The following is a 13013-nucleotide window of genomic DNA, read 5'->3' as shown; positions in this document are numbered from 1 at the left end:
TCTCTTTTCCACCTGTTTTTTTAATCGACAAAGACCCAAAATCCTTGGATTTCGGGTCTCATCCTATTTTTTCCTTATTCATCCAATTCCAAATCGTCCAAAGCGTCGAGTTCCTTCGCTGCTTCGGCGTTTCCGGCAGAGCCCTGACCCATCTTGGTCTTGACGGTTGCCAAAGTAAAGCCGGCGTCTTCGAGGATGCGCTTACGGTTGGATTCGAAGCGGTCGCTCTGGATAGCTCTCTGGGTGAATGCTGCGTAATCTTCAATAGCCTGGTTCGCCTTGTCGAAGGTCGGGCGCAGAGCCTCACGCTTGCTTTCCACACGCGGGGTGGGGAGCTGACGGGCAAGGTCAAGAGCCTTGACCTGAACAGAGTCGAATTCGTCCTGCATGGCGTCGAAGGCCTGACGGGCGCTATCGCGGGCGGCGACAGACACAGCCGGCTGTTCGGTCTTCTTTTCGGCCTGTTCCAAGGAAGCAGCTGCGTTCTTGTAATCCTTCTTCATGAAGTAGCAGTAACCCTGAACGAGGTAGGCTTCAGACACGAGGAAGGATTCCGGAAGGTTAGAAATGATCCACTTTGCAGGCTTCATGGCGTCGTCCGGCTTGTTCACCTTGAGGAACGACCATGCAATACCGAGCATAGCTTCGTCGTACACCGGAGAACCGGCCTGCACCTGGCCATACATCTGGGCGGCGGCGGCAATGTCAGCCTTCTCGCCGGAGAAGTAGATGTGACCGAGCTTCACGCGGGCGGCATCCTGGAGGTCCTGTTCGGACTGGTTGGAGTACTGCTGTTCGGTAATGTCGCGGAAGCAGTTTTCAGCTTCTTCGAACTTGCCGAGACGGCTGTAGGCGATACCCATGGTGTAACGGGCGTAGAAGTAGTTCGCGTTACCCGGAAGGATGGCGGCGAGCAGGTCGACAGATTCCTGGTAGAGGCCCTGTTCGAACTTGATCTGGCCGGCAACGTAGTCAGCGTCAGCCTTCACGTCGCTTTCACCGAACTTCTGGGCAATGTTCTGGTACTTGCTCATGGCTTCGGTGTACTTGCCTTCCTTATAGTCGATGTTCATCAACTGGAAGTGGTACTTGGCCTTCTGGTCACTCTGCGGATAGCGCTTGATAGCGTCTTCGTACACGGCCTTGGCAGCCTTGTGCATACGGAGGTTTTCGAAGGACTTTGCCTTATAGAAGGCGGCCTGGTCCACAAGGTGGAATGCGGGGTACTTGGTCTGGACCTTACCGAAGGCATAGGCGGCTTCGAGGAACTGACGGTTCAAGTACAGACGCATAGCGGCGCGGTAGTCGTTTTCAGGTTCGATCTTCAAACGACGGTAACGTTCTTCGCCGATCTTCTCTTCACGGGTGTCACCGAAGCGAGAAGTAATCTTCACGGCCCAGATGAATCCGCGGTTCTTCTTGGCGTAGAGGTCGTCGTGCGACATTTCGAGGTCAAGAGAGAGGTAACGGAAGATGCTCACGTCCTTGACGTTCACAGTCGCACCAGCAACGAAGTAACCTTCCTTGGTGAAGCGGCCACGCACACCCAAGTGCGGAGACAGGTAGTAAGTCAAGGTGAAGCTCGTTTCGAGGTTGAAACCTTCACCACCTTCGTCTTCATCGTGCATGATGTCGATGAGGGAGGCTTCGATCTTAGCTTCGAGGCTTCTGTTAAGACCACGGTAGAACAAGGAGATGTTCAGGTTGGTCGGAATCTTGTAAGCTTCGTCTTCAGTGAAGAGCACGAACATCGGGGCATCGTCGCCCGTAGCAACGGCCGGCGGGAGGATGTTCTGCAAGGCAACACCGACGAGGAGGTAGCCGAGCTTCGAAGAAGCGAGCGGGTTCCAGCTCAAGCCGATATCGGAGCCAACGGTCAGCTGGGTGACTTCATCGAACTGGTTGATGTAGAGCACCGAGATGTCCACACCGAGAGAAAGCAGCTGGAACAGGTTGTACGCATAACCGAACATGAATGCGTATTCACCGTAGGACTTGCCGCCGTCGATGGAAGCGCCGTTCTCGAAGAACGAGAAGCCGAGCGTGTGCTTGTAGTCCATCGGGAAAGTCAAGCTCAAGTATTCCTGGCTAGCTTCGCCGCTGATGGAACTGAAGAATGCAGCGCTGAATTCGAGCTGTTCCGTTTCGGAAATGCTCGCCGGGTTCACGTACATGGCGGTGTTGCCACCGAATTCGGCGAACCAGTCATTCTGCTGATATTTATGCGGAGCGTAGGTGGCTTCTGCAAAAAGAGAGCTCGCAGCCACAGTAAGTCCGAGGACTGACGTCTTGATGAAACTAGTATGCATCATCACCTACTCCTTTACTTGATATCCGTGCGGGTGAACTCGATACGACGGTTCTGCGCACGCCCTTCAGGGGTTTTGTTAGAGGCTACCGGCTTGGAGTCGCCCATACCGGAAGTCGTCATACGGCTTTCGTCAATGCCATTTTCAACAAGGAAGTTCTTCACGGCAGCAGCGCGGTCAGCGGAGAGCTGTTTGTTCTTGTCCTTAGAACCAACGTTGTCTGTATGGCCAACAATTTCGAACGTAGCTTCCTTGAAGGTTTCCATAATATCGACAACCTTCATGAGGGAGATGTAGGAATCCTGAGTAATCGTAGCCTTACCGGATTCGAAGTTCACACCCTCAAGCACGAACACCTTCTTAGGCGGCTGCGGGACTTCGTCCGGGCAACCATCGTCGTCCTTGTACCCGTTCTGGCTTTCGGCCTGTTCGGGGCAGCGGTCGACACCCTGGCACACGTGGGCAAAATTGGAGAGCATACCCTTAGCTTCAACCCACGGATCGCAGAGACCGTCACGGTCGTTGTCCGCATCCGGGCAGCCGTCGTCGTCCTGGTAGCCGTCGAAGTCTTCGGCTTCTTCGGGGCAGTTATCGATACCCGTGCAGACGCTTGCGTACTTGTCGGAAACGCCTTCTTCAGAGACCCACGGATCGCAGAGGCCATCGGCATCGCTATCGGGGTTGCGGGTTTCTTCGACAGCTTCCTCTTCCTTCACGACCTCGACAGTCGTAAGGCCGATATCGAGCTTGCCCTTACCACGCTTGAGCATCGGCGAGGTGGACTGGCAGTAGAAGTTCGGCTTCGAAAGGGAGTGGTTCATGAACTTCGGATCGAGGGAAACGTTGGTGCGGTTCACCTTGATGAAGTGGTTGAACGGGTAGTAGTTCTTGTAGATGTTGTTGTACTCCACCTTCGTCTGGCCGGCGGCCGGGTCGGCGAACACACCGTAGTAGTGGTTCTCCATGAAGATGTTGTTACGGGCGACCACGTTGGTCGGTCCCTTCAGCGCAAGGCCAGAGTAGCCGTTGCGGAGCACAACGTTGTGTTCGATGTAGGCGTCGAGGGACTTGGCACCCCAGGCAAGGATACCGGACCAGCGGTTGCCGTACACCACGTTGTTACGCAGATGCGGGAGCGAGATGAACGCACCAATACCCGTAGCATGGTTGTCCATCACGTAGCAGTGGTGGATGTAGGGCGCTGCGTTTTCGCAAAGGATACCTTCGAGACCGTTCCTCACAGTGAAGTGCGACATTTCGGCGCCCGAAGTACCCATGACGGTCGGGCCATTACGGCCACCGTCGATAATCGTTGTCAGCGGATCTTCACCTTTCAGGATCACGCCCATCACCAAGGTGATGTTCTCGTTATAGGTACCGCGCGCCACCTTGATAGTATCGCCGGCGTCGGCATTACCGAGAGCGTCGCCAATCTTCTGGAATTCGCCAGGCACGTTGATAATCCTTGCCATGGCGTTTCCTGAAAGAAGCAGAGCTCCGGCCGTTATTAAGACCAGTTTCTTTAGGGTCATACTGCTACGTTTCTCCAATCATAGAACACATATTCGTTAAACTTTTTCGTTTGCCAAATCGACAAATAAAAACCCACATGGGAATATACCTTCATAACGGGCATTAGTCAAACGTTTTTTTGCGTATTTAACCAAAAAAACGCAAAAAAATCGGCTAATCGTCCGATTAAAGGCACAAACTTGTCAATTAGCGGGGGGAAGGCTAGACTTTTCCTCCTCCTTCTTCGCCCCCTGGATCGACACGCGGATCTCCTGGCAGGTCTTCTTGATATCCTGTAGAACCTTGCGAGCACGCGTTCCGGCGGACTTGTTGCCGCGTTCGAACTTTTCGTACTCACGCTTGAAGTTTTCAACTTCGGTATCGAGGTCGTTGACTAAGCTCATAGGTAAACTCCCTAAAAAGATGCTTTTTGGAAAATAAATAAAGTTTTTCGCAAAAATTCGCTATTTTGTAAAAACAATTTTACGTTTACGGATTATTACACGATTTTTGGGAATATCAACAGGTTATCAACAGTCCAAAACGTCCCAAAGGCACTTTAGGGCCCGTTCACCCGCATCGCCCACGTTCTCCGAGAAATCGTTCACAAACATCCGGATATGCTTTTCGATGACCTCGTCGGTATCGATTTGGGCCTTTTCGCGAATGAACGGAGTCACGAGAGACGCGCGCGAACGTGCAAGCACAAGGCTACGCCGGATCTCGCTCTCGACCTGCGCGATCGCGGCAAAGCCGAGGCCACGCTTCGCAACGGCGATACCTAGCGGGATGGGCGAGCCGGTATGCTGTTCCCAGTAGGCGCCGAGGTCCTGCAGCAGGTGGAGACCGTCACGCTTCCAGGTGAATCGATGCTCGTGAATAGTGACTCCCTGCGCAAAGCGTTGTTCGAGGAGTCCTGAATAGACCTCGTTGAAGAGGGCATAGCGCACCTGCGGGGCCTTGCCGAACTCACGCCCGTACCAGAAGCGGAACAGGAGGGCGGCCGTAGTGTTTTCGCCTGGAAGGACGGTCTCCTGCGCAGGGTCGAAGGCGCCAGAACGCGAAGAAAGCAGCAGAGGACCGCAGCCGTACCCGATGGCGCCACCGCAGCCAAGGCACACGTAGTTCTCACGGAGTTTCGGATAGACGCGCGCACTCACCTTCGCCACGTCGAGTTCTCCGCGCAACACCATCTCGTTGAGCGTCTGCACGTCGGCAAAGTGAACGTCCCACTCGAAGAGGGATTTCTCGAGGCCGGCAACAAGCGCCTCGTAGATGTAGGTATCGTTAGGACAGGTGGAAATGCCGAGAGAAAGACGCATAACAAATGTGAGATGTGGGATGTGAGATGAGAGATGCTAAATGTGGGGTGTGTAATGTGAATTTCTTCATTTCACATTACACATTCCACATTGCACATTGTTTACAGATTGTCCAGCACCTCGCTTTTGAGTGCGGCCATGGCTTCGGGTATCTTCCACGTGGAGGTGTCGCGGTCGGTCGCGATGTTGCTCACGGCACGGAACTGGTAGGCGGGAACTCCGAATCGGGCACACACGGCAAAGCAGGCGGCGCCTTCCATAGTCTCGACATCGGCATCGAACAGGACGCTGCGACGGTTCGCGAGGTACGACGTCCCCGTACAGCAGTTTACCGAGACGCCCGTGGCAGAGCGCACCGATGCAAGCGACAGCGCAAGGAACCGCGGGGATGCCCCCCTGTAGAAGCAGTCCTTACCGGCAAGATCCTTCCAGGCGACGAAATGGCCCTCACGGGTCTGCACGCCCATATCGCCGACGATGTCGGTATCGACGCGCACCACGTCGCCTATCTCGAGCCCGCGATTCGGGTATGCTCCGCAAATCCCGACCTGGATTACGCGCTCGTAGCGGTTTTCGGCCAGGAACTTCGCCAGATTCACGGAGAACTCAAGCTGGCCTACCCCACACACGGCAATGTCGAAGCGGGTTCCGACCGGCTGGGGCATGGAAGAAGCCACTACGGCAGACACGCGCGGGTAGAGCGCGTTGAATTCCTGCTTGGAGGCAAAAGCAACCAGCGTCCCGTTCATGAGCGGAAGCTCCTATTCCTGCTTCTCGAGACCCGAGCGAATAGTCTCTTCCAGCTCGGCAACACGTTCCAGGCTTAACATCCAGGGTTTCTCGACTTCGCAGCGCGCAACAGCTACCGCGGTAGCCTTCACGAGGCATTCCTCGAAACTGAGACCCATGCTGTCGGCGTAGAGCCAGGCGGCAAAGAAGGAATCGCCCGCCCCCACGTTGTTCTGCACTTCGACTGCAGGCGGCTCGGCGGTAACGCTCTGGAACTTCTTCTCGACCAGACGGAACGCACGTACCGGCGATTCCTCGTCGGTCACCACGAGGTTCTTGATAGGAAGGCGCTCGAGCACAGCCGTGGCCGTCATCTTCCAGAACTGCGGGCTGGACTTGACCTGCGGGATTCCGAGGCGATCGAGCAGCTGGCTGTATTCCGGCATGTTGATCTTGAGGAGTTCCACGCCCTTCTCGAGCCAGGAGTCGATGTTCGATATGGCATCGACAAAAATTTTCTTGCCCGTAAAGTCGAGGTCCTCGATATTCTTCACGTTGAAGTTACCGGGGAACGACCCGCACAGGGCAACGCTCTGCGCCGAGTTCCAGTGTTCGTTCAAGGTCTGCACAAAATCGTCGTTCTCGAAATCGGTAATAACGGGCGACGGTTCGATAAGTTCGGTAGATTCGCCCTCGCTCACGATAGTCGTACAGATGCGGGTCTGTTCCTTGATCCACACCGGTGCCTGCTGGATACCGCACGCCGAGACCTCGTCGAATATGCGGGAGCCGTGGTCTGCCCCAAGGAAATGCATGAGAAGCGGGGTTCCGCCCAGGTTCTGCAGCACGCGGCAGCAGTTGATGCCCTTGCCCGAGGCATACTCCTCCACCTTCGAGATACGGTGGACCTCGCCAGGCGTAAACTTGTCCACGAAGAACAGGCGCTGCCAGGCGGGATTGAGACCGAGGATCAACGTTTCCTGAGGCATGGGACCTCCTAGAAATTCACCTTGTAGAACTTGCGCTTGCCCACCTGGATAACCAGCTGGTCGCCACCCTTGATTTCGATTTGGGACTGCGGGTCGGCAAGCTTTTCGCCGGCAATCTTGACGCCGCCGTTCTGGACCATGCGGCGGGCTTCGCCCTTGCTTGCAAACGCCTTGATTTCAACGAGCAGGTCCAGGGCACCGTAGGTGCCGGCCGCCACGCTGCACTCGGCAGCATCGCTCGGGATGGCGTTACCGCTGTGGATTTCGCGTTCCTTGGCAGCGGCGGCCTCGGCGGCTTCTGCGCCGTAGTACTGCGTCACGATGTCGATAGCGAGGCGGTGCTTGGCATCGTTCGGGTTCATCTTGCCCGCGGTGATGTCGGCCATCATCTGCTTGATTTCTGCAAGCGGTATGTTGGTTAAAAGTTCGAACCAGTTCTCGACGATGCTGTCGGCGAGGCTGTAAATCTTGTGGTACATCACGTCGGCCGGTTCGTTCAGGCCCACGTAGTTGCCGATGGACTTGGACATCTTGACCTTGCCGTCAGTACCGAGCAAAATCGGCATGAAGAGACCGATCTGCGGTTCCATGCCTTCGAAAAGCTGCAAGTCGCGGCCACGGAGCACGTTGAACTTCTGGTCGGTGCCGCCCAGTTCTACGTCGCTCCTGATGGCGACGGAATCGTAGCCCTGCATCATCGGGTACATGAACTCGTGCAGGCTGATGGGTGTGTTGGCCGTGTAGCGGTTGTGGAAGTCCTCGCGTTCGAGCATCTGGGCCACGGTGAACTGGCCCATGAGTTCGGTCACCTTGCTGAACGGGAGCTTGGAGAACCATTCGCCGTTGTAGTGGATTTCCACCTGGTCGCGGCGGACAACCTTGAAGAACTGTTCCTGGTATTCCTTCGCGTTCTCGAGCACCTGCTCGTGGCTAAGGCGCGGGCGCGCCTTGTTGCGGCCACTCGGGTCACCGATCTGTGCGGTGTAGTCACCCACAATGAGCACAACAGTGTGGCCGAGGTCCTGGAACTGGCGGAGCTTGCGCATCACGACCGTGTGGCCGAAGTGCACGTCCGGGGCAGTCGGGTCGACACCCATCTTGATACGGAGCGGGACTCCGGTATCGTAGGACTTCTGGAGTTTCTTTTCGAGTTCTTCCTGCGGCACGACATCGATAACGCCGCGCATCAAAATATCAAGCTGTTCCTTAACGGGACGAAATTGCATAATGAATCCTTGTTTCTTCGGAAGAAATATAGAATTATTTGCCATTCGGGCAGAGCGCATTTGTTGCATTTCCGATTTCTTTTATATATATTACCCGTATACAGCATTCCCCGAGGGACCCCAAATGTTATACAAGCACTGGAAAAAAATCTTGCTGGCTCTCACCGGTTTCTTCTGGGCCAGTTGTGACAGCGACCCGTCTTCGGCATCCGAAGACTCCCCATCCAGTTCCTCCATCGAGAAACCCTCCTCCAGTTCCGCAACGGGCGGGCAGGAATCCAGTTCCGCAACAGAGGAGGAAGGCAGTTCTTCCGGCGACAGCCCGAATGTCGCAAGTTCCAGTTCAAAAGCCAAGAGTTCCAGCAGTGAAATGATTGCGCCCAAGTACGGCGTACCAATGTCCAGCGGTACAATAATTGCCCCCAAGTACGGCGTGACAATGAGTTCCAGCAGCGAAATGATTGCCGCAAAGTATGGCGTCATCGCCCCCAGTTCCAGCAGCGAGTCGATTGCGCCCAAGTACGGAGTGATGTACACCTGCGAACGGAAGGGCAAAAAAATCACCTGCGAAGACGGTCTCAACTGTACGGAAGAGGTTACCGAAACCGCACAAACCCCGGAATGCACCGGCGACCAAGTTTGTGCCAAGTACGGAGTCGTCTACATCAAGGAGACAACCTACAAGTGCGATGACGGCAAGGTCTACAACTACGCAGAATTCCAGTCCAAGTACAACATCCTGGACGGAGCCGTGGACCTGTACGGGTGCCCGAGCGATATCTGCGGGCCGGTTGACACTGATGATGGCGCCACAAAGGACGAAACCTAGTACGGCGTCTGATGCATCTTGGACTCAAGAAAAGACTCGCGCTCGAAGCGCACCGCCTGTATCGCCATAACGAGATAAAGGCGCACCCGCTAACGTATTTCTTTTGGGAATGCACGTTGCGCTGCAACCTGCATTGCCAGCACTGCGGAAGCGACTGCGTCGCCGACGCTATCCCGGACATGCCCCGCGAAGACTTCATGAAGGTACTCGACGGGCTCGCTCCGCACATCGACCCCAGGAACTTTGCCGTGGTGATTACCGGCGGCGAACCCCTGATGCGCGCCGACCTCGAGGAATGCGGCAGGGAAATCAAGATGCGCGGCTACCCGTGGGGCATGGTCACTAACGGACTCGCGCTCACACCCGAGCGATTCACCAACCTGATGAATGCTGGGCTCCGCTCGCTTACCATCAGCCTTGACGGGCTGGAAGAGAACCATAACCTTTTCCGCGGAAACGCACACAGTTTCGAACGCGCCGTGCGCGCTATCCACATGGCGGCAAGTGTCGACGAACTCACCTTCGACGTGATGACGTGCGTAAACAAGAAGAACCTGGGCGAACTCCCCCGCATCCACAACCTGCTCGTTAACCTCGGAGTGAAGCGCTGGAGAGTCTCGAACGTGTTCCCGAAGGGCCGCGCGAAAGATAACCCGCTGTTCATGCTCACGAACGACGAATTCCGCCAGACATTCGAGTTCATTCGCGAAGCCAAGAAGCAGGGCATGATCAACGTGAACTACGACTGCGAAGGATTCCTCGGCAACTACGAGAAGATCGTGCGTGACCAGCCGTTCTTCTGCTGGGCGGGCGTGAACATCGCCTCCGTGCTCTGCGACGGCAGCATCTCGGCATGCCCGAGCCTGCGCGGCGACTACATACAGGGCAACATCTACAAGGACGACCTGTGGGACGTGTGGCAGAACCGCTACCAGGTGATGCGTGACCGCAGCTGGGCCCGGATTGGCGAATGCCGGAAATGCAAGTACTGGCGTTACTGCGAAGGTTCGAGCCTGCATTTGCGCGATGAGAAAACCAAGGAACTCGCCTACTGCCACGTGAAACGCCTTGAAAATGCCGGCGTCTAAAATGAAGAAATTCATTACAGCATTGTCCGCATTAACAGCACTAGCGGCAGCCGAGCCGCACACCCACGACGGGTTCTTTATGAACTATGCCGTTGGAGCCGGCTACCAGGATTATAAAATCAGGAGCGGCAACAGGGAAATGGAAATTGACGGAGTCGCTTCGGAATTTGACATGAAAATTGGGGCCGCGTTCAGCCCCGACATGATTGTTCATTTCACAGTTCTCAGCATCGAAAACGAAAATGAACTTTCTTACGAAGGCGACACCTATCCCATCGACGGCATCACTTCGATACTCTTCGGCGCCGGAGCCACACACTACACTCCCGCCAATGTCTTCTTCAGTTTTTCCGTCGGCTTCGTCCAGACAAGTTCAGCACTCGATGCCAATTTTGATTTCAAGGAAAAGAACAAGGGCATCGGATTGGAAGCGGAAGTCGGTAAGGAATGGTGGGTAGGCTACGAATGGGGACTTGGCGGAGCCATTGCATTCACCTATATAAAGAATTTCCAAAAGCAACACAGCTCGTCGGGTTACGGATTCAGTCTCATGCTTTCGTTGACTTACAACTAAGCAACTATTTTCCGAAGGCCGCCAAGTCTATCCCCAACTGCTTTATTTTGTATGTAAGAATGCGCGGAGTCGTGGAAAGACTGCGCGCAGCAGCGGCAACCTTGCCCTTACTGCTCTTGAGGGCATCGCAGATGATGTCCTTCTCGTAGGCTTCCACCATGCGCTTGAGGTTGCCGTTCACGGGAGTCCCGCTCGTCTCGGCCGTCTGGAGTGTGGTCGGGAAATGGTGCGGGTAGATGACGTCCTCGTCGGCCACGAGTACCGCACGCTCGATTCCGTTCTCGAGTTCACGCACATTTCCGGGCCACGGGTAACTCATGAGCATGTTGATGGTCGTGCGCGCAAGGCGGCGCACGTTCTTGCCTACGATGCGGCAGTAATGCTCCACAAAGTGGTCGGCCAAAAGTACAATGTCGGTTTTGCGGTTGCGCAGCGGCGGCACATATATCGGGAAGATGTGCAGTTGGTAGTAGAGGTCTTCGCGGAAGGCGCCTTCTTCGACCATCTGCTGCAAGTTCTTGGTGGTGGCCGCAATCACGCGGACGTTCACCTTCTTTGAGATGCGGGCACCAATACGTTCTATTTCGCCATGCTGCAACAGGCGCAAGAGTTTTACCTGAAGGTTCGGCGAGAGTTCGCCCACCTCGTCTAGGAACAGCGTGCCGCCTTCGGCCTGTTCTACGCGGCCGGGCGTTTCGGCAAACACGCCCACGAGGGCGCCACGCACACTGCCGAAAAGTTCACGGTCCAATACCGATTCCGGCATGGACGCGCAATGGACGCGGACGAACGGGCCCATGTTGCGGTCGGAACGGTAATGGATTGCTTCTGCAACGAGCCCCTTGCCCGTACCGACCTCGCCCACGATGAGCGCGGGGAGGGGGCTCTTCGAAACCTGGTCAATCTGCGCATACACGCGTTGCATCTCGCTGGAGCGCCCGATGATGTTGTCGGGCTGGAAGCGGTCCTTGAGTTCAAGCGTCAGGCGTTCGTTTTCCGCCTTCAGGAGTTCGTTCTCCTCGCGGGCCTCGCGCCGGAGTTTCACTGCAGCAGCAAGCATCTGCGCGATGATTTCAAGCAGGCGCAACTTTTCAGGAAGTTCGTCTTCCACCGGGTTCTGCACGTCGGCACTGAATGCGCCGATGACCTGGTGCTCCATGATGACGGGAACGCAGAGGAACGCCTTATCTTCTGACTTGCCGCGGCCAGTGCGGTCGAGGAAGTCCGGGTCCTTCGCGACCGAGGGAATGATAATCGGCTTGCCGGTCTCCACGACGCGGCCCGTGATGCCCTCGCCCACCTTGTAGCGGCCCTTGCGCGCCTGGCGGCTGCTCAAGCCCTCTGCGATTTCAATGGAAATTTCGCCAGTGTGGCGGTTGTAAAGAGTGAGGGTCGCATGCTCCACGCCCATCGTGGATTCCACCACTTCCAGAATCGGGTGCGCGACGCTCTCGAAATCGAGCGTCTGGTTCAGGATGGAACTGATCTTGTAGAGCAGTTCCAGTTCCTGGATTTTGGATTGCGAGGTGGGCATGTTGGCAACTAGTTGATTACAAAGTCAAATTTAGAAATTACTGTTCATTATATCTTTTGGTATTCTTCAGAAATCTTTTTAGCAATCCTACATATATTCTCGTAACCGCCCCCTTGCTTAGATTGCAAATAGACAGACCAACCTATCACATTACTTGAAGCATATTTTCCAAAATATACAGAAAAATTTGTCTTTCCGACAGTTACTTTTTTTTGATTATAGCCAATTTTTAAGCGCGAGACGACTTCTTCAAATACAGTTTTTCCATTCAAAAAAATAAAATCAAATTTTTTGTATTCAAGAATATCCTTTAAAAAAGGGATCCCTTTACTCAGCAATTCTGATCTAACGTATTCCGAAAGACTAGACCATTTAGGAGTAGTCGCCCATTGAGCCAAATCCAATGCAACAGCTGTTTTAGAGTAATAGGAATAAGTCGATTCGAATGACTTTAAAAAATAATCCATCTTATTAAACCACAAACGATACGGATTGTTTTCGAAATATTTTTCACAACCATCAACAACTTTTTTCGCATCAGCCTCTGTAAGAGATTCATCGTCTTCTTTTTTTAACAAATCTCTGTCATACAACCGTTTCTTATTCAACAGTGAACCCTTACTATCAAGAAATTCCCTATCACTTGGATTAAGAGAAATCGTGCAGACTTTCGCACTTTCAAGGTTACCAAAAAAAGGTATCGGGGTAGATTTTCGAGTTATTGACAAGCCACCTTGAATAGGCTCTTTTACTAAAGAATAAATTCTATTTGTTAAAGATTCTTCCATATAAATTCTTCTAAAAATTTTTTAAATATATAATTTGATTCCTACAACTACAGACTATTTGAAAAAAAGAAACCCCGCACTTGGTGCGGGGAGAGATTCACGATAAAGTCGAA

12 protein-coding genes are annotated in these 13013 nt (G+C 54.2%); 3 read left to right on the top strand and 9 right to left on the bottom strand.

From position 1 onward, the window contains the following. Positions 1–74: 74 nt before the first annotated feature. The 7 genes from B7994_RS06355 to tyrS form a co-directional block, all read right to left on the bottom strand. Positions 75–2312 (bottom strand): tetratricopeptide repeat protein, encoded by a 2238-nt coding sequence (locus tag B7994_RS06355; protein WP_088637633.1) that lies wholly within the window; start codon positions 2310–2312, stop codon positions 75–77. Between the two features lie 11 nt (positions 2313–2323). Next, positions 2324–3781, bottom strand: coding sequence for an OmpA family protein (locus tag B7994_RS06350; RefSeq protein WP_233143085.1), 1458 nt, complete (start codon positions 3779–3781; stop codon positions 2324–2326). Between the two features lie 243 nt (positions 3782–4024). Next, on the bottom strand, positions 4025–4225 hold the full coding sequence (locus tag B7994_RS06345) for a hypothetical protein (protein WP_088637631.1): 201 nt from the start codon (positions 4223–4225) through the stop codon (positions 4025–4027). A gap of 126 nt (positions 4226–4351) precedes the next feature. Continuing rightward, positions 4352–5143 carry a 1,4-dihydroxy-6-naphthoate synthase gene (locus B7994_RS06340; protein ID WP_088637630.1) on the bottom strand — a complete coding sequence of 264 codons (792 nt, stop codon included), beginning with the start codon at positions 5141–5143 and terminating at the stop codon, positions 4352–4354. A gap of 101 nt (positions 5144–5244) precedes the next feature. After that, positions 5245–5892 (bottom strand): futalosine hydrolase, encoded by a 648-nt coding sequence (gene mqnB, locus B7994_RS06335; RefSeq protein ID WP_088637629.1) that lies wholly within the window; start codon positions 5890–5892, stop codon positions 5245–5247. 12 nt (positions 5893–5904) lie between these two features. Then, positions 5905–6861: a 1-phosphofructokinase family hexose kinase gene (locus B7994_RS06330; RefSeq protein WP_088637628.1), complete on the bottom strand. Its 957-nt coding sequence runs from the start codon at positions 6859–6861 to the stop codon at positions 5905–5907. Between the two features lie 8 nt (positions 6862–6869). Then, a complete protein-coding gene (tyrS, locus tag B7994_RS06325; protein ID WP_088637799.1) occupies positions 6870–8087 on the bottom strand; it encodes a tyrosine--tRNA ligase in 1218 nt (405 codons plus the stop codon). Between the two features lie 124 nt (positions 8088–8211). Here tyrS and B7994_RS06320 point away from each other — a divergent pair, with 124 nt between their 5' ends. Genes B7994_RS06320 through B7994_RS06310 form a run of 3 tightly spaced genes read left to right on the top strand, consistent with a single transcriptional unit; the run spans position 8212 to position 10578 of the window. After that, positions 8212–8916 carry a hypothetical protein gene (locus B7994_RS06320; protein WP_088637627.1) on the top strand — a complete coding sequence of 235 codons (705 nt, stop codon included), beginning with the start codon at positions 8212–8214 and terminating at the stop codon, positions 8914–8916. 11 nt (positions 8917–8927) lie between these two features. After that, positions 8928–10004 (top strand): TIGR04133 family radical SAM/SPASM protein, encoded by a 1077-nt coding sequence (locus B7994_RS06315; RefSeq protein ID WP_088637626.1) that lies wholly within the window; start codon positions 8928–8930, stop codon positions 10002–10004. Position 10005: 1 nt separating this feature from the next. Next, a complete protein-coding gene (locus B7994_RS06310) occupies positions 10006–10578 on the top strand; it encodes a hypothetical protein (protein ID WP_088637625.1) in 573 nt (190 codons plus the stop codon). Positions 10579–10582: 4 nt separating this feature from the next. Here the strand turns inward: B7994_RS06310 and B7994_RS06305 are convergent, their stop codons facing one another. Then, positions 10583–12112 carry a sigma-54-dependent Fis family transcriptional regulator gene (locus B7994_RS06305; protein WP_088637624.1) on the bottom strand — a complete coding sequence of 510 codons (1530 nt, stop codon included), beginning with the start codon at positions 12110–12112 and terminating at the stop codon, positions 10583–10585. 47 nt (positions 12113–12159) lie between these two features. Next, positions 12160–12900 carry a hypothetical protein gene (locus B7994_RS06300; RefSeq protein ID WP_088637623.1) on the bottom strand — a complete coding sequence of 247 codons (741 nt, stop codon included), beginning with the start codon at positions 12898–12900 and terminating at the stop codon, positions 12160–12162. Positions 12901–13013: the final 113 nt, after the last annotated feature.

The organism is Fibrobacter sp. UWR2 (assembly GCF_002210285.1).
Taxonomy (GTDB): Bacteria; Fibrobacterota; Fibrobacteria; order Fibrobacterales; family Fibrobacteraceae; genus Fibrobacter.
The sequence above is the reverse complement of the archived record's forward strand: the minus strand, read 5'-3'. Positions and strand labels throughout refer to the sequence as shown.